17 protein-coding genes and 1 tRNA gene are annotated in these 22,206 nt (G+C 39.6%); 10 read left to right on the forward strand and 8 right to left on the reverse strand.

What is annotated here, in order from left to right; translation table 11 throughout:
* Position 1: 1 nt before the first annotated feature.
* From H4O18_RS06560 to porV, 6 genes are all read right to left on the reverse strand, one after another.
* Entirely contained in the window at positions 2-682 is a 681-nt protein-coding gene (locus H4O18_RS06560) for an SDR family NAD(P)-dependent oxidoreductase (RefSeq protein WP_187582640.1), read from the reverse strand.
* A complete protein-coding gene (locus H4O18_RS06565) occupies positions 682-1,704 on the reverse strand; it encodes a M28 family metallopeptidase (RefSeq protein ID WP_187582642.1) in 1,023 nt (340 codons plus the stop codon). Before H4O18_RS06565 ends, H4O18_RS06560 begins: the two co-directional genes overlap by 1 nt.
* Before the next feature lie 245 nt (positions 1,705-1,949).
* On the reverse strand, positions 1,950-3,605 hold the full coding sequence (locus H4O18_RS06570; RefSeq protein ID WP_187582644.1) for a pyruvate dehydrogenase complex dihydrolipoamide acetyltransferase: 1,656 nt from the start codon (positions 3,603-3,605) through the stop codon (positions 1,950-1,952).
* Positions 3,606-3,609: 4 nt separating this feature from the next.
* On the reverse strand, positions 3,610-4,608 hold the full coding sequence (gene pdhA, locus H4O18_RS06575) for a pyruvate dehydrogenase (acetyl-transferring) E1 component subunit alpha (RefSeq protein ID WP_187582646.1): 999 nt from the start codon (positions 4,606-4,608) through the stop codon (positions 3,610-3,612).
* A 195-nt stretch (positions 4,609-4,803) separates the two neighbouring features.
* Entirely contained in the window at positions 4,804-5,289 is a 486-nt protein-coding gene (cdd, locus tag H4O18_RS06580) for a cytidine deaminase (RefSeq protein ID WP_187582648.1), read from the reverse strand.
* 88 nt (positions 5,290-5,377) lie between these two features.
* On the reverse strand, positions 5,378-6,523 hold the full coding sequence (gene porV / locus H4O18_RS06585; RefSeq protein ID WP_187582650.1) for a type IX secretion system outer membrane channel protein PorV: 1,146 nt from the start codon (positions 6,521-6,523) through the stop codon (positions 5,378-5,380).
* Between the two features lie 430 nt (positions 6,524-6,953).
* On the opposite strand from porV, the gene gldJ reads away from it, so the two are divergent.
* On the forward strand, positions 6,954-8,618 hold the full coding sequence (gene gldJ, locus H4O18_RS06590) for a gliding motility lipoprotein GldJ (protein WP_187582652.1): 1,665 nt from the start codon (positions 6,954-6,956) through the stop codon (positions 8,616-8,618).
* 65 nt (positions 8,619-8,683) lie between these two features.
* A complete protein-coding gene (locus H4O18_RS06595) occupies positions 8,684-9,958 on the forward strand; it encodes a UDP-N-acetylmuramoyl-tripeptide--D-alanyl-D-alanine ligase (protein WP_187582654.1) in 1,275 nt (424 codons plus the stop codon).
* A gap of 23 nt (positions 9,959-9,981) precedes the next feature.
* Here H4O18_RS06595 and H4O18_RS06600 read toward each other — a convergent pair.
* Positions 9,982-10,056: transfer RNA gene (locus tag H4O18_RS06600), tRNA-Val, on the reverse strand.
* Between the two features lie 472 nt (positions 10,057-10,528).
* Here H4O18_RS06600 and H4O18_RS06605 point away from each other — a divergent pair.
* From H4O18_RS06605 to H4O18_RS06635, 7 genes are all read left to right on the forward strand, one after another.
* The gene (locus H4O18_RS06605; protein WP_343065418.1) at positions 10,529-11,683 is read left to right on the forward strand and encodes an alkaline phosphatase family protein; all 1,155 of its coding nucleotides are present in this window, start codon (positions 10,529-10,531) and stop codon (positions 11,681-11,683) included.
* Positions 11,684-12,013: 330 nt separating this feature from the next.
* On the forward strand, positions 12,014-12,187 hold the full coding sequence (locus H4O18_RS06610; RefSeq protein WP_187582657.1) for a hypothetical protein: 174 nt from the start codon (positions 12,014-12,016) through the stop codon (positions 12,185-12,187).
* Positions 12,188-12,623: 436 nt separating this feature from the next.
* Positions 12,624-13,826: a Gfo/Idh/MocA family protein gene (locus H4O18_RS06615; protein WP_187582659.1), complete on the forward strand. Its 1,203-nt coding sequence runs from the start codon at positions 12,624-12,626 to the stop codon at positions 13,824-13,826.
* Positions 13,827-14,003: 177 nt separating this feature from the next.
* Complete coding sequence (locus H4O18_RS06620) at positions 14,004-14,789, forward strand: SDR family NAD(P)-dependent oxidoreductase (RefSeq protein ID WP_187582661.1); 786 nt, start codon at positions 14,004-14,006, stop codon at positions 14,787-14,789.
* A 44-nt stretch (positions 14,790-14,833) separates the two neighbouring features.
* On the forward strand, positions 14,834-15,628 hold the full coding sequence (locus tag H4O18_RS06625) for a sugar isomerase domain-containing protein (protein ID WP_187582663.1): 795 nt from the start codon (positions 14,834-14,836) through the stop codon (positions 15,626-15,628).
* 68 nt (positions 15,629-15,696) lie between these two features.
* Positions 15,697-17,055, forward strand: a complete 1,359-nt coding sequence (locus H4O18_RS06630) for an FAD-dependent oxidoreductase (protein ID WP_187582665.1) — start codon at positions 15,697-15,699, stop codon at positions 17,053-17,055.
* Positions 17,056-17,061: 6 nt separating this feature from the next.
* Positions 17,062-18,021: a phosphotriesterase family protein gene (locus tag H4O18_RS06635; protein WP_187582667.1), complete on the forward strand. Its 960-nt coding sequence runs from the start codon at positions 17,062-17,064 to the stop codon at positions 18,019-18,021.
* Between the two features lie 92 nt (positions 18,022-18,113).
* Here H4O18_RS06635 and H4O18_RS06640 read toward each other — a convergent pair whose 3' ends face one another.
* Positions 18,114-18,824 carry a UTRA domain-containing protein gene (locus tag H4O18_RS06640; RefSeq protein WP_187582669.1) on the reverse strand — a complete coding sequence of 237 codons (711 nt, stop codon included), beginning with the start codon at positions 18,822-18,824 and terminating at the stop codon, positions 18,114-18,116.
* 454 nt (positions 18,825-19,278) lie between these two features.
* Between H4O18_RS06640 and H4O18_RS06645 the strand changes: the two genes are divergently transcribed.
* Complete coding sequence (locus H4O18_RS06645; protein ID WP_187582671.1) at positions 19,279-22,197, forward strand: PVC-type heme-binding CxxCH protein; 2,919 nt, start codon at positions 19,279-19,281, stop codon at positions 22,195-22,197.
* Positions 22,198-22,206: the final 9 nt, after the last annotated feature.

The raw sequence follows: 22,206 nt of genomic DNA on the forward strand, positions 1-22,206 counted from the left end.
ATTAAGGTGTGGAATTGGACACCTGCAACAATTTGCCATTGTAAAGTTTATTTCCCGTAAGTGCAAAATCCTTGATATAGTTTGCCATTTCCAAAGCGGTGGTTGGCGCCTGATATCCTGGAAAAGCTTCCTCCAACATTTCTGTTTGTACCGCCCCTAAGGCCAACACATTAAAGGACGGTCCTGATTCCTTAAACTCTTCAGCCCATAATTCTGTCATGGTAATTACGGCTCCTTTACTGGAACTGTAGGCCGATAATCCAGGGAATTTAACACTGCCCTGTACCCCGCCCATAGAGCTTATGGCAATAACATGCCCGGTTTTGGGCATTAAGGGGATTATTCTTTTAGTAATACTTGCCACTCCAAAAACATTGACCTTATACACCTCCTCAAATTCTTCCATGGAGGTTTCCAAAAAAGGCTTGTTCAATAATTTACCTGCATTGTTTATGAGGACATCTACCTGATTCCAGTTATTTTTCAGGAAATCATCCAACTGGTCATAATCAGCCATATTGGCCAAATCAAACGAAAAGCTAGAGATATTCGCATGTCCCAATGCCGCTATAGGCGCATTATTTCTTGAAAGGGCCAATACCTTATGTCCGTCATTGGCAAATAACTGTGCCAATTGAAAACCAATCCCCCTACTACTTCCCGTAATTACAATATTTGCCATTATTTGTATTCTATCTCCCTGTTCGGGGCATTAATAATATCTTTTAAAACTGGAATAGTTTTATTTACCAACAAGGCCGTATGATCAAAATCCATTATGGAAACCTCATCTCCTACCTTATGGTAGTGGTCGAAATTGGTAAAATCGAAGGTACAAAAGGTTTGGGAAGGAACCCCGAACTCCGTATGGAACGGATAATTATCCGATCGTTGAAATAAATTGAATTCTTTTGCCGTCGGTAGAAATCCAACCAATTTCTCTTTGGCATAGCCGTTGCATATATCTGCCAAATTAGATTCCTCATACCCTGTTACATACATAAAATAATCTTTCCCAACCAAAGGAACTCCTACCATTTCGAAATTAAGCATGGCATACAGGTTTAAATTTTTTTCCTTGAGCTTTTTAGCCAAGTGCTTAGATCCCAAAAGCCCCTTTTCCTCGGCACTGAACAGGGCGAAAATTATACTGCGCTTGTTCTTTCCAAACCTACCAAAATAGCGGGCAAACTCCAAGACCGCAGTCGTACCCGAAGCATTATCATTGGCACCATTGGCAATATGATCACCGGAAACAGGGTCAGCGGTACCGATATGGTCATAGTGTGCACCAATTATAACAAATTCATTTTTTAAATTTTTGTCCGTGCCTTCAAGATAACCCACCACATTATAAGCTGGCTTTTCAAAATTAGTCAATGTATCCCTATAACTTTCAAAATAGGGTTTAACTCCATTATTCCTGAAAATTCCTTCTATATACTTGGCAGCCATATCTATTCCTTCACTACCGGCTTCCCTTCCTTTTAATTCATCAGAGGCCAAATAAGTTATTAGCCCACCAACTCTTTCATTTGTAGAAAAATTGGATACATCATTCTTTCTAGCTTTTTTAATGGCAACATCACCGGCGATTCTACCAGAACTGTTGGCCCCATTCGTTAGCCTAACGGTCTCATCTATTTTAACACCACCGCAACCAACAACAACAGCAAGGATTGCAAGACAAATTAAATTTTTCATATAATCATTTTTAATCGTTGAAAAAATTCATCATTATTCCTAAATGAACGGGGAAGCACCATAAATGGTTGAGAGAATCCCAAATGACCAATAAGAATTGATATAGATTTAAAGTTAAAAGCATCCTGAAAATCAGGATGCTTTTTCTATAATTATTTAAAGACCGTGTCTTCCTGTTATTTAGTTTATTTCAGTACTTGGAAATTATTTGACATAAAATCCAAATCAAAATAAATGCCCTGAGCCTAAGCCAACATCGTAACCGGATTCTCCAAGTAGGCTCTTAGTGTTTGCAAGAACTGGGCCCCTGTGGCTCCATCCACTGTTCTATGATCGCAAGCCAATGTAACTTTCATTGTATTTCCAACTACAATCTGCCCATTTTTAACAACTGGTTTTTGGACAATTGCCCCTACAGATAGTATTGCAGAATTAGGTTGGTTAATGATGGAGGTGAATTCAGAAATTCCGAACATCCCCAAATTGGAAACGGTAAAAGTGCTACCTTCCATTTCGGCTGGACTAATTTTCTTATTCCTTGCCTTACCTGCCAAATCCTTAACCGTAGCACCAATTTGAGTTAGTGTCATTTGATCTGCGAATTTCAGTACTGGCACCAAAAGACCTTCTTCAACGGCAACCGCCACTCCTATATGTATGTGATGATTATATCTAGTAGTCTCATTGTTCCATGAGGTATTTACTTGCGGATGCTTTTTTAACGCCATAGCACAAGCCTTTACCACCATATCGTTAAAAGAAACCTTGGTCTCTGGCAAGCTATTTATTTGTTCTCTTGAAGTCATGGCATAATCCATATCCACCTCAATGGTCAAATAATAATGTGGTGCGGAAAACTTGGATTCTCCCAAACGCTTGGCAATAACCTTGCGCATTTGCGAATTCTTCACCTCTTCGGTACCCTCTTGCCCTACAGGTAAATTAATAGGCGCCGCCGCAACAGCAGCTTGCGTAGATGCAGCCTTATCCTGAACAGGAGCCGTCTTTTCAGCAGATTTTTGTTTTGGCTGATATTCCTCAACATCTTTCTTTATAATCCTACCTTGGTCACCACTGCCTTTAACATCCCCTAAATCAATTCCTTTATCCTGTGCAATTTTCTTTGCCAATGGTGATGCAAAAATTCTTTGACCATCACTAGCAGAAATAGCAGTAGATTCCTGACCGTTGGTAGAAGGGCTTTCAGACTTTTTAGTCTCTTCTGGAGCACTCTCCGTTTCAGCAGCAGCAGTAGAATCTGATCCGGCACTCAATACAGCATCAACATCTGTACCCTTTGGCCCTATTACGGCTAGTACAGAATCTACAGGTGCAGATTCCCCTTCATTAATTCCAACATATAATAAGATACCTGAATAAAAAGATTCAAACTCCATTGTAGCTTTATCGGTCTCGATTTCGGCCAGAATGTCCCCTTCCTCAACTTCGTCTCCAACTTTCTTCAACCAGGTAGCCACTGTACCCTCTTCCATAGTATCACTAAGACGAGGCATCTTCACTATTTCTACCCCCTCAGGGATTTTAGCTGTTCCACTATTGGCCTTCGGAGCTTCCTTTTCAACTTTCTCGGGCGCAGCTTCTTCTTGTTTTTCCTCTTTGTCCTCTGAAGATGAATTGTTCAGCAAACCAGAAATATCCTCACCCTTTTCACCAATTATGGCTAAAAGAGAATCTACCGGTGCTGTATCACCCTCCTTAATTCCAATATATAATAAAGTTCCTTCATTAAAAGATTCGAACTCCATGGTAGCCTTATCGGTTTCAATTTCCGCCAATATATCACCTTCTTCTATCTTGTCCCCTACTTGTTTCAGCCACTTAGCAACAGTCCCTTCTTCCATGGTATCGCTAAGTCTCGGCATATTTATTACCTCTGCCATTTACTTATATTTTATGTTGTACAAATGGATAGTCTTTTTGATCGTATACCATGTCATATAATTGGTTTACAGGCGGATAATCTGATTCGTCAGCAAATTTTTCACACTCTATAACCAACTTTTTCACCCTAGCATCAATTTCCTTTATCTGAGCATCCGAAGCATATTTATTGTCTTTTATAACAGTCAATACCTGGGATATTGGATCGATCTTCTTGTATTCCTCAACTTCCGCCTTGGTTCTATAGTGCTGGGCATCTGACATGGAATGACCTCTATACCTGTAGGTCTTCATTTCAAGAAAAGTTGGGCCACCTCCAGATCTAGCACGCTCAATAGCTTTGCTCATCTCCTTAGCCACTGTTACCGGATCCATTCCGTCTACAGGTCCGCAAGGCATTTCATATCCCAATCCCAATTTCCAGATTTCGGTTGAATGTGAAGTTCTAGCCACCGATGTCCCCATTGCGTAACCATTGTTTTCACAAACAAAAACAACCGGCAATTGCCAAAGCATAGCCAAGTTAAAACTTTCGTGAAGCGAACCTTGTCTAACGGCACCATCGCCCATATAACATAAGGTTACAGCATCTCTCTTAAAGTATTTATCAGCAAAAGCCAATCCAGCCCCTAGTGGAATTTGACCTCCTACAATACCATGGCCTCCATAAAAACGATGTTCTTTGGAAAAAATATGCATGGATCCTCCCATTCCCTGGGAAGTACCGGTAACTTTACCATAGAGTTCCGCCATAACTTTTTTGGGGTCAACACCCATCCCTATTGGCTGAACATGATTCCTATAGGCGGTGATCATCCTGTCCTTGGTAAGATCCATTGCGTGCAATGCTCCTGCAAGAACAGCTTCCTGTCCATTGTAAAGATGTAAAAATCCACGAACTTTTTGTTGAATGTATACTGCAGCAAGTTTATCTTCAAACTTTCTCCAGAACAGCATGTCCTCATACCATTTAAGGTAGACCTCTTTGGTTATTTTTTCCATTAATTGATAATTTATGTAGTATTTGGCATTTATCAAAAACAAGTTTAAGATAAAAATGGAGAACAAAAATACATATATAAATCAATAGGAAAAAAAATTAAATCAAAAGCTTCGCATAAAGCAATTATATACAACAAAATTAGGAATAGTTGAGAAATGCTTAAAATCTAAAATTAAATGCTGCAATTTCCAAATCTAACCAAGAAAGGTGCTATTGAAAGCCAAAGGAAGAATGTCAGCCACAGAGTTGCATTTTAATACTTCGCCGGTTTCCCCGGACATGATTATAGATATTGGTCTAAGTTGTTTTATTTCGTATTCTGAAATAGACTGCCTGCAATTCCCGCATGGAGCAGCAGGTTTATCCACTACAAAATTTTCGGAGGTAGCGCTTATGGCAATGGTATTAATAGCAATTCCCGGGTATTTAGCAGATGCATAAAATATTGCCACTCTTTCTGCGCATAAACCGGAGGGATAAGATGCGTTTTCTTGATTATTACCCGTAACAATTTCACCATTTTCCAATAAAACCGCTGCCCCGACATTGAATTTGGAATAAGGGGAATAAGCCTTTTTTCTAGCTTTCACCGCCTCTTTCATTAATTCCTGATCTTGCTGTTCCAGTTCATGGACAGATCCATAGACCATGAGGTCAAACGATATCCTTCTTATATTCATATTTAATCAACGCTATACAATTAGGTAAAAATAAACAAAACCTGCTTGTGGGCAGGTTTTGTTTATAAGCTATAACAGATATATCATTTTAATCGTTCAAAAATTCCTCCCCTAAATTAAATGTAAGGGAAAATCTCAAAGTATTCTCCAGTGGGTTTCTTACCTTTGAGGAAGAGAACAGATAGGACAGGTCTACTTGAGCCGATTTAAATCTAAATCCAGCACCCAAGGTGAAGAATTTCCTTGACCCTTTTAAATCACTTTCATTAAAATACCCTGTCCTCAACATAAACGCATTTTGATAGGTATATTCTGCCCCAAGTGCCCATGTAAGTTCTTTTAACTCCTCACTAAATCCATCCGGTGCATCACCGAACGATTTAAAAACCCCTTCAAAAAAAGTTGTTTGCTGGTATTCATCATTATCGGTTCCGTCAATTACACCATCATTATTATAATCTTGTGGTGTCGGTACCAAAAGTTTATTAAATTCCGTCGTAAGTCCCAATACATTGTCTTGATCTAAGATAAAGTCAAATCCAATACCTGCTTTTAAATTCGTAGGCAGAAAATTCTCTTGTCCGGCATCATCATATTTTATTTTACCTCCTAGGTTGGAAATATTAAACCCTGCCCTCCATCGGCCATCAAAACTATTGTAAGCTATTTCCCTTGAACGATAATACCCAGCAACGTCAACAGAAAAAGTATTAGCTGCTTTGGAATCCTCACTTCCATTATCAGGTAATTTAAGATTAGAACTGATAAATCTACCTGCAACGGCCATAGAAAAAGTTTCACTAAGTTTTAAAGAATAGGAACCATCAAAAGCCAGCTCATTAGGCTTAGCCAATCTAGCCTGATCTCCTGCAAATTGTCTCAGTTCAATTTCTCCTAAGGTAAAATATCGAATACTCAAAGCGAAGGCACTTCGGTCATTGATTTTGTTATGAAAATTGGCACTTAACAAGGCTATATCAGTAATTATACTTTCCAAATAAGGGGTATAACTTAAACCTATCCCCATTTTTCGTTCTGCAAATGCAAATTTCGCGGGATTCCATTGTTGCGAGAAAGCGTCTGTAGAAGTTGCTACGCCCATGTCACCCATACCGGATGCCCTAGCATCTGCGGCTATGGTCAAAAAAGGCACAGCAGTTGTTATTACCCTATCTTCTTGCGCCGACACTTTACCTAAAATAACTAATAGGAATAATATTGAAAGTTTTTTCATTTTTAACAAGCTAATAAAATTAGTCGTAAAACTCTTAAATTTAATTGAATTATTAAGACAATTTTAGTTCATATACATTAATTAACGACCATTTTAAAAATATCTTATATGTATGGTGTGTTATTTAGAATTAATTTATCGTTTAAATTACAAAATCTAGATCAAGGGTTTCAATTAAAATAAAGCATAAACTATATTTTAATATTTTATAAAGAATTATCAAATGTCCATACTATAATAAATTTTAAGTCGTTATTCATGTTAAGCGATGCTATTTGCATGTTAAATAATTTGATTAATTTTTTTCAATTAACAAAATATTATGCCTTAATCATCGTTTTATATGCCGAAAGCGACACAAAATATTAATAAAATATGAATCGCAAACTTCTTTAAGAAGTAGTTTGTCTTTTGAACTCAAGTCCTAATTATGAAAAAACAATTCATCAAAGTTGTACTCTCTTGCGCTATTGTAGCTGGTGGTTTTTCAAGTTGTAAAAACTCATCCTCCTCTAAGAATGTTTCAAGAGCTACCGGCTGGAATATTAACGCCAAGGAAGGTGGATTTCAGTACAATTCAGACTTTAAAGAGCAGGAAACTGCTCCTGGCTTAACCTTTGTAGAAGGTGGGACCTTTACAAGAGGTCAGGTTCAAGATGACGTAATGCATGAATGGAACAACACCCCGACCTCACAGCACGTACAGTCTTTCTACATGGATGAGACCGAGGTTACCAATGTTATGTATTTGGAATATTTAGATTATCTAAAAAGTGTTTATCCTCCCGAAGATCCTAAATATGTGCATATATACACTGGTGCTTTGCCAGATACCTTGGTATGGAGGAACAGATTGGGATTTAATGAAACCATGACCAATAATTACCTGCGCCACCCAGCTTATGCGGAATATCCTGTGGTTGGTGTCAGCTGGATTCAGGCTACCCAATTTGCCGAATGGAGGACAGACCGTGTTAATGAAGTAATGCTTGAAAGGGAAGGCTATCTGTCAGAAGAAGCCAAATACAAAGTAATTAATGGCGAGGCCGAAGGAGGTTTTAGTACAGAGGCCTACCTAAACAGGCCAGAATCCGTATATAACGGACAAATAGACTCCTTACAGGGGAAAATGAAAAAAGATTCAGTTTCCGTATTTGCAAAAAGAAGTTCAGGAATAATTTTACCGGAATATAGATTGCCAACTGAAACAGAATGGGAATACGCGGCACAAGCACAAATTGGAAGTAGGGAATACAACAACTATAGAGGTAGAAAAAAATATCCTTGGGAAGGTGACTATACCAGAAATGGTCAAAGAGTTGGAAGAGGAGATCAATTGGCCAACTTTAAACAAGGAAAAGGAGATTACGGCGGAATTGCCGGATGGTCCGATGATGGTGCCGATATCACTGCTGAAGTAAAGTCGTACAAACCCAATGATTTTGGATTATATGATATGGCCGGAAACGTAGCCGAATGGGTTGCCGATGTGTACCGACCTATCGTAGATGACGAGGTAAGCGACTTTAACTATTACCGTGGTAACGTTTATATGAAAACAGCCATTGGAAAAGACGGAAAAGTAAATGTAATTAGAGATTCCATTGTTTATGACACCTTGCCAAACGGAAAAATTGTAGCGGTGAATTTACCAGGGGAAATAAAAATGGTCCCTGTAGATGAACAAGAAACCTTTTTGAGAACCAATTTCTCTTCCAGCGATAACCGTGGATATAGAGATGGCGAGCCAGGCTCTACAAGATTTTATGACAGGTTTAGTGATGACGACGAGGATGAAAAGAATAAAAAGAAAATGTACGACTCCCCAGTGAGCAAAGTACAGGTAGATTCCACAGGAAATATCATAAGAGCTTATGACAAATCCAACAACAGGACCTCATTGATAAATGACGAAGTTAGGGTTTTTAAAGGAGGTTCGTGGAGAGATAGGGCCTATTGGTTAGACCCTGCACAAAGAAGGTATTTACCACAATACATGGCAACAGATTATATTGGTTTTAGATGTGCTATGTCTAGAGTAGGTTCAAAATCCAAAACAAAAAACAAAACCCCTAGAGGCAAAAAAGCCAAATAGGTTCAACATTCAAATAAATATTAAGAAGCCCTTTGCAAAAAGGGCTTTTTTTATATCTTAGATTTATGACAATAGAACAGTTGCACCAACTCTTTTTAGAGTTTCCTCAGGTTTGTACCGACACCAGAAAAATAAGCCCGAATTGTATATTTTTTGCTCTAAAAGGAGATAATTTCAACGGAAACTCCTATGCCGCAGAAGCCTTAAAAAATGGTGCTTCGTACGCTGTTGTAGATGAAGGTGAGTTTGCCGTAAACGCTAAGACCCTACTTGTTAAGGATGTTCTAACTACACTCCAAAATTTAGCTCAATTTCACAGAAATTATTGCAAGGCAAAGGTTATTGGTCTTACAGGGAGCAACGGCAAAACAACCACCAAGGAACTAATTACCGCAGTTCTTTCCAAAAAATACAAAACCATTGCCACAAAAGGCAATCTCAACAATCATATAGGTGTTCCTTTAACCTTACTTTCAATTACCCCCAATACTGAATTGGCCATTGTGGAAATGGGCGCCAACCATCCCAAGGAAATAGAATTTTTATGCCAACTGGCAATGCCCGATTACGGATATATCACCAATTTTGGAAAAGCCCATTTGGAAGGTTTTGGTAGTGAAGAAGGGGTTATAAAAGCCAAAAGTGAGCTTTATGACCATTTAACAAATCATGGTAAGTCCATTTTTTTCAATGCCGATGATCCAATTCAAAAAAACAAATTAGGTTCGGTAGTTGAAAAATATGGATATAGTCAAGAAGACAATCAATTCTTTAGGATAAAACTTATTAGTGCCGATCCATTTGTTAAAATAGCCGTTGGTGATACCAATATTTTAACCCAATTGGTGGGCCGCTATAACTTCACTAATTGCTGTGCAGCTATTTTAATAGGACATTACTTTAAGGTGGACCTTGACAAAATAAAAGAAGGAATAGAAAATTATGCGCCACAAAACAATCGTTCCCAAATAATCAACAAAAATAGCCATCATATTATTCTGGATGCCTATAATGCCAATCCTACCAGTATGAGGGCTGCATTAGAGAGCTTTCATCAATTAAAGGCTAACTATAAAATTGCATTCTTAGGGGATATGTTCGAACTAGGAAAAACTGCAGAAAAAGAACATCAAGAAATATCCGATCTGGTTACAATTATGAATTTTGACCAAGTATATTTAATTGGGGAGAACTTTTTTAAAACAAAAGGCAAATTGAACAAGTGCAAATCCTTTGACCAGCTCAAGGAAACTCTTAAGAACAGTACTTTGGAACATGCCACTATCCTGATAAAAGGCTCCAGAGGAATGGCTTTGGAAAGAATACTCGACATCTTATAGGATACTAGATCGAGAAATTTTTGTGGGACATACTGGATTCGAACCAGTGACCTCTGCCCTGTCAAGGCAGCGCTCTAAACCAACTGAGCTAATACCCCATTACTGTAATTACAGAAAATAGTCCGCCAAAATTACACCAATTTTAAGAGTTTAAAACAACCCTAGACAATATTTTTCCAAAATTTTATTTCTTTTGGACACCAAATAGGCTTCTTAATAAGCCAACTAAGACCAAGGAGCTTCTCCTTATATTTGTAGCTTCAACAACATCTAAAAGACTAAAAATTCCAATCTTTTCTATTTAACAGAAAGTGAACCCATTAGAAATTATCATAATCAACCCAGAAACACCTTTAATTTAAAAGCCTTAATATTTATTCAAACACCTGGAAATTTAAAAAATTTTGAATAATGGGTCTTCACTTCCCTAAAATTAAAAGTAAATTTATACCTGATCCTTTGGTAATAATAATCAAATAATCAGTCATCATTTTGAAAATCCATTTCCTAATTATTTTCAGTTTTATTTATTTCACTAGCCTCCTCGGTCAGGAGCCAAACACTAAAATAGTGTTCGTTATTGTAGATGGGATTTCTGCGGATGTAATAGAAAAATTGGACACACCCAACTTGGATGCCATTGCCAAACAAGGAGGATATACACGTGCCTACGTTGGGGGTGTAAATGATGGTTATTCGGAAACACCTACCATCTCGGCTGTAGGATACAGTAGCTTACTGACTGGCACATGGGCCAACAAACACAACGTATGGGGCAATGGTATTAAAGACCCCAATTATAATTATTGGACTATTTTTAGATATGCCAAGGAGCATAGGCCCGAAATAAAAACAGCCATTTTCTCGACTTGGCTGGATAATAGGACGAAACTGGTTGGAGAAAGCCTTCCCCAAACCGATCACCTAGCATTAAATTATCATTTTGATGGCTTCGAGTTGGACACCCTGAACTTCCCCCATGACGAAGACCGAAAGTACATACACAAAATTGATGAAAAGGTAGTTAATGAGGCTGCTAGGTACATCAAAGCTGAAAGTCCTGATCTTTCTTGGGTATATCTAGAATATACGGATGATATGGGACATCGCTATGGAGATAGCGACCAATTTCATAATGCTATTACCATAATGGACCAACAAATAGGGAGACTGTTCAAAGCCATGGAGTTTAGACAAAACAACTATGGCGAGGATTGGCAAATATTTATCACTACAGACCATGGAAGGGATAAGGAAACTGGTAAAGGACATGGCGGACAATCTGAACGGGAACGTTTAACTTGGATCGTAACCAATGCCCGTGATGTAAACGATTATTTCACAGAAGGAACTCCAGGAATAGTGGATATTTTACCAGCCATGCTCAGAAGTTTGGAAATTTCCCCTAAGCGAGATCGAGCATTCGAAATAGATGGGGTATCAATTACAGGACGGCTTTCTGTAAGCGATTTAAAGGCATCGGTCCTAGGCAAGGAACTAACCCTTAACTGGAAATGTTACGACGACAATGAGAAATTGAAAGTTTATCTAAGTACTCAAAACGGCTTTAAAAATGGTATAAGCGACTTTTATAAATTGGTCAAAAAGGTGAAGGCCTCCAATAGTAGCACCACAATCAACTTAGGTGAATATCCGTCCAACTTTTATAAAATTGTAGTTGCAGGAAAGCACAATTCCACCAATTCCTGGATTGTTTTGGAATGATGCGGCCTATTTAAAAAAAAACATCATTAGCCTGGTTCCAAAATATATCACTTGCTATAGGAAGACAAATTGCTTTTAACCAATTGTGCAGAAAATCCTACCAACTATACAATACCCTTTTAAAGGATTACATATACTCACTATCTTCCATAAAAATTAGAATGAATCAATTGCCATTCCCATAAAAAGGCTTTTATTTAAATTTTACAAAAAAAGTTTTTCGGTAGGTAGAACATCCATTTTAGTGTAATTATATAACTGATTATAATAATTATATAACATATAGCTTCCCCTATTTTCGACATTTGTATAACCTTTAAAACAATTATCATGTCACAGATCATAAGCATTATACTCGTACTGAATCTTTGCTTTGCAGGAGGCACCATTTTAGTAATTCTTCATGGTATGTATTTTTCAAAAAGAACACATACCATAGACTTGGATTCCATTTACGATTTGGAAAACAGAAAGATTAATGAAGGTCCTAAGAATCAATATTAAGCTTCTGTACCTCCGCTTTCTACTCTATCAATACGGCCTACAAATTTAGTTACTCTCGTCACCAAAACGACAATATCTTCAAACTCGATTTTGAATTCTAGGCATTCACGCCTTACTTCAAATTCTAGGTTCCACGGCCAGCTTTAAAGCAGCCTCCCTTCCCTATTTAAGGTAAAATCATGGCCTTCCATTAATACGGGCCAGACCTTTTTAATAACAGTCCTTAACCCCTAAGACCTAATCTCAACCTCACGGTATGAATCAAACCTTCCCTAAAAACTTGTACGTACAAGTAAAATTCTTATATTTACTTAGTCACGTTTTCAAATTTGTTTGCCAGTTCTTTCTGATAAATAAAATTTAATTCGTTAAAAAAGCCAAGTGCAAAACAAAACTGGAATTACAAAATGTGGCTAATTGAAATAAAAAAATCAATATGAAAATTGCCATGTTAGGTTCGGGTTTTATAGCCCGATTTTATGCCGAATCGTTACATTCCCAAAGAAGAAAAGATCATTTGGTGATGGTGTATTCGCGTAATGAAGAAAATGCCAAAAGGTTTGCAGACGATTACAACTTACCACACTATAGCACCTCAATGGAAGAAGCTATTGCCCATCCTGAGGTTGAAGTTGTACTCATATCCTTACCAAATCATCTTCATGAAACAGCAGTTCGCGAATGTACCAAATATAAAAAACATGTCATCTGCACAAAACCCTTAGGACGTACGGCCAAGGAAGCCAAGCGAATGTTGGACCTGATCGAGGAAGCTGGCATTTTTGGGGGATATTTGGAAGATCTATGCTATACTCCCAAATTCTTGAAATCCATGGAAAGTATACAACGTGGCGACATTGGCAAAGTACTTTGGACGAAATCAAGGGAAACACACCCTGGACCACATAGTGATTGGTTTTGGGACAAGGAAAAATCCGGAGGTGGCGCCATTATCGACCTCGGTTGCCACTGTGTAGAAATCAGTCGCAATTTTATTGGCAAAAATATAAAACCAATGGAAGTCATGTGTTGGGCCGACACCCAAGTACATCCCATAGATGCCGAAGACCATGCCATTGGACTCGTTAAATATGCCAACGGAGCCATTGGGCAATTCGAAGTAAGCTGGACGTTCCGTGGTGGAATGGACTTGCGCGACGAGGTCATGGGCACCGAGGGCACTATTTGGATCAATAGCTTTTTACGTACAGGCTTCGAAATGTTCACCACTGGAAAAGGGGGGGATGGCTATGTGGCGGAAAAAGCAGAATCCAATACCGGCTGGTTATTTCCAGTGGGAGACGAAGCGTACGAACTGGGCTACCCCCATATGTTTACCGATATGTTTAATGCCATAGAAGAAAAAAGACAGCCGCTTGAAACATTTTATGATGGTTATGTAGTAAATGCCATTCTGGACGCTGCCTTCAAATCTGCCGACACCAAACAATGGGAGCCGGTTATTTTAGAAGATTGGCGGGGAGACGAGCCCGAAGAACATCAAAAAAAATGGAATTCCTATGACGATGACCACTACCTTATAAAAGAGGAAATCTTGCCCAACGGAGACACTAAAGTGATCCTAAAACACAAACAAACTGGTGTGGTTACACAAAAAGTGACCCATGGCAAAAAATAAACGCCTATTCGCTTAAGTCAACCATGAATAAGCCTAAGCACAAATATTTAGCAGGTCATTTTTAGTGTTTAACAGGATAAGTGTGGGTGAAACTTTGAAAAATTAAAAATTAGTGAACAATGGCCAATATGCACCCATTGACAAAAAAACCTTCTATGGATTACCCAAAAACAACCTATGAACTTTAAAAACACCACATATATAATAATGGGAGGCACAACTGGAATGGGTCTGGCTGCTGCCATTGCCTTAAAGTCGGAGGGAGCCAACATAACGGTGGTTGGAAGGAACCCTTTAAATTGCAAAAAAGCGGAGGAAATCCTAGGTCAGTGCAGCATTAGTATGGACGGCGATGCCACTAACCCAAAGACCATTAAAAAGGCCATTCAAATAACACATAAGACTTTTGGATACATAACTGGATTATTTCACGTTGCTGGCGGAAGTGGTCGTAAGTGGGGCGATGGAGCATTAGATCAAATAACATTGGAAGGATGGAATAAAACCATGGAACTAAACCTGACCTCCCTAATGTTGTCCAATCAGGCCATAATAAACTATTTTCTGGAACATAAAAACCCGGGGACCATTTTGAATATGGGATCGGTGTTGGGGTACTCGCCTTCCCCAAAATATTTCACTACCCATGCCTACGCCGCTGCCAAATCGGCCATAATAGGTTTTTCCAAATCGATTGCAGCCTATTATGCAGCGCACAATATTAGAGTTAACGTCATTGCCCCAAGCCTGTTTGTTACCCCTATGGCCCAAAGGGCAGTAAAAGACGATAAAATTTTAGAATTCCTCAAAACCAAACAACCCTTGGACGGAGGGCGCCCTGGGGTTTCCGAGGACATCAACAATGCAGTGTTAATGTTCTTACATCCCGATTCTAAATTCATAACCGGACAAGTTTTGGCCGTAGATGGAGGTTGGAGCATTAGTGAGGGACAATACGGTTAAATATATACAGGACTTCAATTAAAATACAAAAGCATATTTTAAAAATGAGCGTAACAAAAAAATATCTAGCAAAGGGAACAGAAATCATATCTGTTGTAGCGGAACAGGAATCGAAGATTCAAGAAGTGGCCCAAATTTTTGCCCAGTCTATTTTAAGCGGACGCATGGTCCACCTTTTCGGATCTGGCCATAGCCGTATGATGGTGGAAGAGATGTGGCCAAGATATGGGTCCTTTCCCGGATTCAACCCCATTGTGGAACTTTCATTGTCCTTTCATAATTTGGTGGTAGGTGCCAACGGGCAGCGACAAGCCATGTTTCTTGAGAATGTATCCGGATTGGCAGCACGAATCCTTCGCAATTTCGACACCAGTCCACAAGACACGGCACTGGTTGTTTCTTCCAGTGGTTGCAATGTTGTCCCTATAGAAATGGCGGAAGAATTCCAAAAAAGAAATATAAAGGTAGTCGCCTTGGTAAGCAAGCTGCATCTGGAAGGAAGTACCTCTAAAAAATCGGACGGTAAAAAGTTAACGGATTTTGCCGATTTTGTATTGGATACGGGAGCGCCTTTGGGCGATGCCATGATATATTTGGATGGCTTGGATTCTCCAGTGGCTCCAGGCTCCACCTTAGGCGGAGTTCTGCTTATAAATTGCATCAAAGCCGAGGTGGCCAAAATATTACATGAAAATGGGAAATCGCCAAAAGTACTTAGTAGCGGTAAAATTGTAGGTGAAAAACGCGCTGTGGACCTTTTCGAATCTGCTTATGATGAACACGCCCATTTAATGGCAAAATTATATGAAAATCTAGGGAATAAACCAGATGAAAACTGATGGCAAAACACCTATATTCAAAACTTACTCCTGCGATTCCCAATTTTGGAATTTAACTATTTTTCAACATGAACTTTTCAACTGTAATATCTAAATCGTTTCACACAGACATACTCATTATAGGGAGTGGCAGCGCAGGTTCTACCGCAGCTATTGCAGCCTCAGAGGGGAGGCACAAAGTTACCATAGTGGAGCGGTATGGTTTTCCTGGCGGTACCTCAACCCAGATGTTGGATACTTTTTACGGTTTTTTCACTCCATCTGATTCTCCAAAAAAAATTGTTGGAGGAATCCCCGATAGAATTGTTAACGCCTTAAACCAATCCGGTGATATTTTTCTAAGGCCAAATACCTATGGTGCCGGTACAGGCGTTAATTACAATCCTGAAAAGCTAAAACTGGTTTGGGACAATCTTTTACAGGAAAGTGGTATTCAAATTTTCTATCATTCCACACTTGTCGGAGTAGAAAAAGTGGGAGAAATATCAACCTGCATATTTTTTAATAAGGGCATTGGATTTTTTTCCATAACAGCAAAAAGAGTAATAGACGCATCGGGTGATGCCGATTATTGTCATTGGGCAGGTATTAAATATGAGCGAGCTGGGGAGAAGGAAGCCGCCCAGAGTATGACCACTACCTTCCGCATGGCCAATGTAGAACAGCAAGAATATGAAGCTGCAGGAGGAAAAAAAATGCTGAAGGAGAAGATGGCGGAAGCCTATGAAAAAGGAACTTATGGCCTACCAAGAAAAGAAGGTTCTGCACATGAAATGTGTCAGCCCAAATGCATTTCCACTGTGGCTGTCAAAGTAGTGGATTTAGACCCTTTGGATTTAGAGGGCATTACAAAAGCAGAAATAGAAGGTCGCAGGCAATCCTTTATTTTTGAAGATTTTTTTAGAGCGCAAGTACCTGGATATCAAAATGCCAAGATCATAGGGCTCTCCCATCAAATTGGAGTTAGGGAGACTCGCAGGGTATTTGGCGAATACCGTCTTACAAAAGAAGATTGTATGAACGCCAAGACCTTCGATGACCAAATTTTTCTTTGCGGTGCCCCGATAGAAGATCATCGCAAATCGGATAAGGGAGATTCGGAAACTTTTTGGCAATATGTACCTAAAGGAGGAGCTTATGGGGTTCCATATGGCACAATTGTACCTGTGGAAAGTCAGAATACTTGGGTCGTAGGCCGATGCTTCTCGGCCACCCATGATGCGCATGCTTCCTGCCGTTCAATGGCACAGACCATGAGTATGGGGCAGGCAGCCGGTCTGGCCGCCAAGATCTCTTTGGACACCGATCAAAATGCTAAAAATATCGATTTCCACAAGCTACAAAACGCTTTAATCGCAGTTGGTGCAATTTTAGAAATGCCCCAAAAAATAGCAGATACATCCAGGAACGGATGGGAAAATAATTAATAAGATATGTCTCAAGAATTTTTTAGAACTGTTTTGGGCGACAAGCCAACTTCAGAGATGGGTCTGACCTATTCCCATGAACACATTATTATAGAAGATAGTTATGTAACTGCCGCACACCCCGAATTTTTACTGAACGATATAGATAAAATTTCAGAGGAACTAATAAATTTTTATAAGGTGGGAGGTAGAACTGTTGTGGATACCATGCCCGCCAATTGCGGACGAAATATTATAAAATCGGTTGAAGTTAGTCGTTTGAGCGGCGTAAATATCATCGTCCCAACTGGAATTCATTTGGAAATTTATTACCCGGAAAATCATTGGAGATATAACTATACTGAAGATCAATTGTCCGAACTTTTTATCGCGGATATTGAAGGCGGCATTGATCAATTCGATTATTCCGGACCATATGTACAACGAACAAACCATAAAGCAGGACTTATAAAATTGGCCACAGGAAACGACCCCATTGACAAACATCAAGAAAAAATTTTCAGGGCAGTGGTCAATGCACATCTAGAAACCGGAGCACCAATCTTAACACATACCAATTTTGGAAAACAGGCCTTGGAACAAGCCAAACTATTCAAAAAGCTCGGAGCAAACCTAGAACATGTGGTATTATCCCATGTTGATCGGGCCAAAGAAATCAACCATAACAAAGCAGTATTGGATATGGGGGTTAGAGTGGAATACGACAGTGCCTTCCGCTGGAAAGATAGCGAGCCCAACTACACCCATAAACTTTTGGAACACCTTCTCCACCTTTACCCAGATCAGATAACCTTGGGAATGGATATGGCCAAAAATGCCTATTGGAAAAGTTATGGAGGCGGCCCAGGCTTAAATTATCTTTTAGAGAACATTCCCCAATTTCTAAAATCCAAAGGGTTGGAAGCACATTACAAGAAATTGTTTTTTGACAATCCCAAAAGATTATATGCCTTTTCCAAGCCTTAACCACATTCGTTGTTTAGTTAATGGTTTGTTTTTTAAGAGGTGTTATTGACTTCAAGGTAGAATTCGCTGACTAAATCATAAAAGCATCCCTTCTAGAGAAAATAACTATTTCTAATAGGGTATTCCGTAGTATTACAATACAAATCCCCATAAAGGTTTAGATTGGGCCTACTGGTCCTGAACCTAATGGAGATATGTAGGATTGGGACACCTATTGCCATCCCCAATTTTTCCGCTATTTCCTTGGTGGCAGGAACCGATCTTAATTCTTGTTCCGCCCCCATAATCTCTATTAAATATTCTTGACTGAGGGTTTTAAAGAAAGACCCCTCAACAAATTCGTCAGACTTTATTGGCTCCAAAGCGTTCAAGGCATACCAATTATTTTCCAAGACCACGGGTTTGTCGTCTATGTAACGAACTCTTTGAAAATAAACACATTGTGAATTTTTTTCATCTTCGGATAACGGAAAAACAATTAAAGGGTCCCATTCCACAATTTTGGGCTCTACAGTCACCTTCGTCATCACCTTGTAATCTGTAGAACCTGAAAAGCCTTTGACCGACAACAGACCCAAATACTTGCCCCGCTCCAAGACCTTACTTCCCTTACCGTGTTCTTTCTCGATAAAACCTTCCTTCAACAGTTCGTCCAAGGCCTTTCTAACCGTTGTTCTGGTAGTGCCAAATTGCACACAAAATTCATTTTCCGAAGGCAAGTAACTATCGGGAGGATACTTTTGTGTTTGAATCCTCTTTTTAATATACTCTTGAATCTGATGGTATTTCTTTATCTTCTTCACTTTCAATATAAAGGTATAAATCCTAAATTTTATTATCTCTCAGCCACCTTACAACAGCTACATAGATGAAGTCTTCTTCATATAATTGCATATATTGTACATACAAGTCATTTATTGGGAGAATTTTGATTTGTACTTACTTCAAAAATAAACTATCCCCAGCGTGTTTCCTAACGCATTGATTAAACCAACAAGACCCTATAAAATCTACACGTTTTATTCAACTTCCTAAAATTCTATATTATATTGAAATTTATGGTTTTGCATTAAAAAAATAGCCATCTGACACACTAAAATGCCTCAAGAATAATTCATCCAGTGGCACAGTATTGACAATCAACGCCAACCTTCATAAAGCCAACAATGAACATCTCAATTTTTCAAGGAAAATGTCCTGTAATTTAAAATTAAATTTTAACTTGTATGCACATGTTAAAAATAATCAATTTTCCATATGGGATTTATAAAGGGAGTTAAAGTCAAATTATTATCTCTTGGTATTTCCACCGCCATGGTCTGTTCCTTTATAGGGTGCACAGATCCGAGAAATGCCAACTACACAGTCCCTGAACTTAATTTCGAGACCAATATTGAGAATGATTTTAGTGTGCCCCAAGGGTGGCAAATAACCTTATGGGCAGAATCTCCTTCATTGTACAATCCAACCAATATGGATGTTGACGAAAAGGGGAGAATTTGGGTTACCGAAGCCGTTAATTACAGGGATTTCAACAACGATCCAAAACACCATCTGAATTTCGACAAAGGAGATCGGGTAATGATTCTAGAAGATACCGATGGGGACGGGATTAGCGACACCACCAAAGTATTTGTCCAAGATAAAGATCTTGTAGCTCCCTTAGGTATAGCAGTCGTTGGGAACAAGGTGTTCGTATCCTGTGCACCCACATTATATGTCTACACCGATGAAAATGGTGATGACGTACCCGACAAAAAAGAAGCCTTCCTTACCGGGTTTGGTGGCTTTGACCATGATCACAGCCTCCATTCACTTGTAGTAGGTCCGGACGGAAAATGGTATTTCAATACTGGAAATGCCGGACCGCACAATGTAACCGACAAAGCCGGATGGCATCTCCGTTCTGGAAGTGTTTACACAGGCGGAACGCCATACAATGATAAAAATGAGCCTGCACAGGTCAGTGATGACGGACGTATTTGGGTTGGAGGCCTCGCTCTGAGAATGGGCAATGACGGTACCGGTTTAGAAGTTGTTGGCCACAATTTTAGAAACTCCTATGAGGTGGCTTTGGATTCTTATGGCAATATGTGGCAGAATGACAATGATGACCAAGTAGTAACCTGTAGGGTAAGTTGGCTTATGGAGGGTGGCAACGCCGGCTATTTTAACGCCAACGGTAAACGCACCTGGCAGGCCGATCGCAAACCTGACCAGGATATTTTTTCTGCCCATTGGCACCAGGACGATCCTGGGGTTATGCCCGCTGGGGATAATTCGGGAGCAGGTTCTCCTACTGGGGTAGTCGTCTATGAAGGAGACGCCTTTGGCCCAGATTTTAGGGGCATGCTCTTAAGTGCCGATGCCGGCCGAAACGTTATATTTGCTTACCAACCTTCACCCCAAGGCGCTGGATTTGATTTGAATAGGCACGACTTAATTACCTCTACCCAAGAATCTACCGAGGGTTATGTCTGGAATGATATTGACGAGGATAAACGCAAATGGTTTCGACCGAGCGATGTAGCCGTTGGAACAGATGGCGCCATATACATTGCCGACTGGTACGATCCCGTAGTTGGTGGTCACCAGATGAAAGACACCCTCGGCTATGGCCGAATTTATAGAATTAGCCCTAAAGGAAAAGAACTTAAAACTCCGAAAATAGATTTGACCACAATGGAAGGGCAGGTCTCGGCCCTCCTAAATCCCGCAATTAATGTTCGAAGCCAAGGCTACGAAAAATTATTGGCCCAAGGTGAACAAGTAGTGGACGAGATTAAAAAAATATTGGATTCGGACAATCCCTATCATCAATCACGTGCCATATGGCTATTGGCGAAACTTGGCAGCAAGGGCAAAGCCATTGTAAAAAAAACCTTGAAAAACGAACCGGACCCCCGATTAAGGATCGTGGCTTACCGCGCCTTGAAAGATGATTCCGAATCCTTTTTAGATTATGCTTCCATTGCGGCCAACGATCCTTCACCCCAAGTAAGACGGGAAGTCGCTATTTCCTTGCGCGACAGGTCATGGAAAGAAAGTGGCCATTTAATCAAGGAATTATTTAACGGTTATGATGGCAAGGATGCATGGTATCTTGAAGCATTGGGGATGGCTGCGGACGGAAAGGAAGAAATGACCTATCAAGAAATTCATAATGACCAGCCCCAAGACCCCTCCAAATGGTCTGAGGCCTTTGCTTCACTTGTATGGCGCATTCATCCGAAATCGGCCATTAATGCTTTAAAGGAAAGGGCCTTGGCCCAAAGTCTATCTCCCAATCAAAAAAAACAAGCTGTAGATGCCATTGCCTTTATCAATGATCGGATTGCAGTTGCAGCCATGATCGACATTCAAAAAATGAGCGCTGATAATGCCGTACAGGAATTAACAAAATGGTGGCTAAATTTCAGAAAGAGCAACGACTGGCATGCTCTATGGGACTGGCAAGCAGAAAGCGGGGAAGGCTATGGTATTCCAGAAAAAATTGCAAGTTTACAAGAAATCCTTTTGAACAAAGAAGCGACCCTAGCAAAAAGAATCGAAGCAGGAAAAGAGATGGCCGGGAATTTGATCGGTGGCCGTCTATTGATAAATTTGGCCGCAAAAAACCAATTATCCAATGAAATAATCAACGAGATTTCTGATAATATTTTCAATAATCCCGAATTGGAAATCAGGACTTTGGCCAGTGAACATTTTAAAAAAACCGGCGGAAAGCAATTTTCTATTCCGGCCATCCTAAAATTAAAAGAAGATACGGCCCAAGGAGAAAATGTATTCCTCACAAAATGCATAAGCTGCCACAAAAACGGAACTACTGGTAATGACATTGGACCAGATCTATCTTCGATTGGGGAAAAATTCGACAAAACAGCTTTATTGGATGCCATTATTAATCCAAACGCCTCCATAGTATTTGGTTATGAACCAATTATGATAAAAACTAAAAGTGGTCAGGCCCTGTACGGCTTTCTTCTTTCAGAGGGCGAAACCACTGTCCTAAAAGATATGACCGGAAAACAGATGGTTATAGACGCGGATGATATAGAAAGCAAAGAGAAAATGAAAATGGGCATTATGCCAAATGCAGTATCCCTGGGTCTAACGGAACAAGATCTGGCCAATCTGTCGGCCTACTTACTAACTCTTAAAAATAGTAATCTATAGACCATACCA

The sequence above is a fragment of the Arenibacter arenosicollis genome, assembly GCF_014397245.1.
Classification (GTDB): domain Bacteria; phylum Bacteroidota; class Bacteroidia; order Flavobacteriales; family Flavobacteriaceae; genus Arenibacter; species Arenibacter arenosicollis.

Bases quoted from the DNA above. Each gene is read 5' to 3' on its own strand.
- H4O18_RS06615 (WP_187582659.1), top strand. From the start codon at position 12,624: ATGAAAATTGCCATGTTAGGTTCGGGTTTTATAGCCCGATTTTATGCC.
- H4O18_RS06565 (WP_187582642.1), bottom strand. From the start codon at position 1,704: ATGAAAAATTTAATTTGTCTTGCAATCCTTGCTGTTGTTGTTGGTTGC.
- H4O18_RS06635 (WP_187582667.1), top strand. From the start codon at position 17,062: ATGTCTCAAGAATTTTTTAGAACTGTTTTGGGCGACAAGCCAACTTCA.
- H4O18_RS06610 (WP_187582657.1), top strand. From the start codon at position 12,014: ATGTCACAGATCATAAGCATTATACTCGTACTGAATCTTTGCTTTGCA.
- H4O18_RS06625 (WP_187582663.1), top strand. From the start codon at position 14,834: ATGAGCGTAACAAAAAAATATCTAGCAAAGGGAACAGAAATCATATCT.
- cdd (WP_187582648.1), bottom strand. From the start codon at position 5,289: ATGAATATAAGAAGGATATCGTTTGACCTCATGGTCTATGGATCTGTC.
- H4O18_RS06570 (WP_187582644.1), bottom strand. From the start codon at position 3,605: ATGGCAGAGGTAATAAATATGCCGAGACTTAGCGATACCATGGAAGAA.
- gldJ (WP_187582652.1), top strand. From the start codon at position 6,954: ATGAAAAAACAATTCATCAAAGTTGTACTCTCTTGCGCTATTGTAGCT.
- H4O18_RS06630 (WP_187582665.1), top strand. From the start codon at position 15,697: ATGAACTTTTCAACTGTAATATCTAAATCGTTTCACACAGACATACTC.
- H4O18_RS06620 (WP_187582661.1), top strand. From the start codon at position 14,004: ATGAACTTTAAAAACACCACATATATAATAATGGGAGGCACAACTGGA.
- H4O18_RS06645 (WP_187582671.1), top strand. From the start codon at position 19,279: ATGGGATTTATAAAGGGAGTTAAAGTCAAATTATTATCTCTTGGTATT.
- porV (WP_187582650.1), bottom strand. From the start codon at position 6,523: ATGAAAAAACTTTCAATATTATTCCTATTAGTTATTTTAGGTAAAGTG.
- pdhA (WP_187582646.1), bottom strand. From the start codon at position 4,608: ATGGAAAAAATAACCAAAGAGGTCTACCTTAAATGGTATGAGGACATG.
- H4O18_RS06595 (WP_187582654.1), top strand. From the start codon at position 8,684: ATGACAATAGAACAGTTGCACCAACTCTTTTTAGAGTTTCCTCAGGTT.
- H4O18_RS06560 (WP_187582640.1), bottom strand. From the start codon at position 682: ATGGCAAATATTGTAATTACGGGAAGTAGTAGGGGGATTGGTTTTCAA.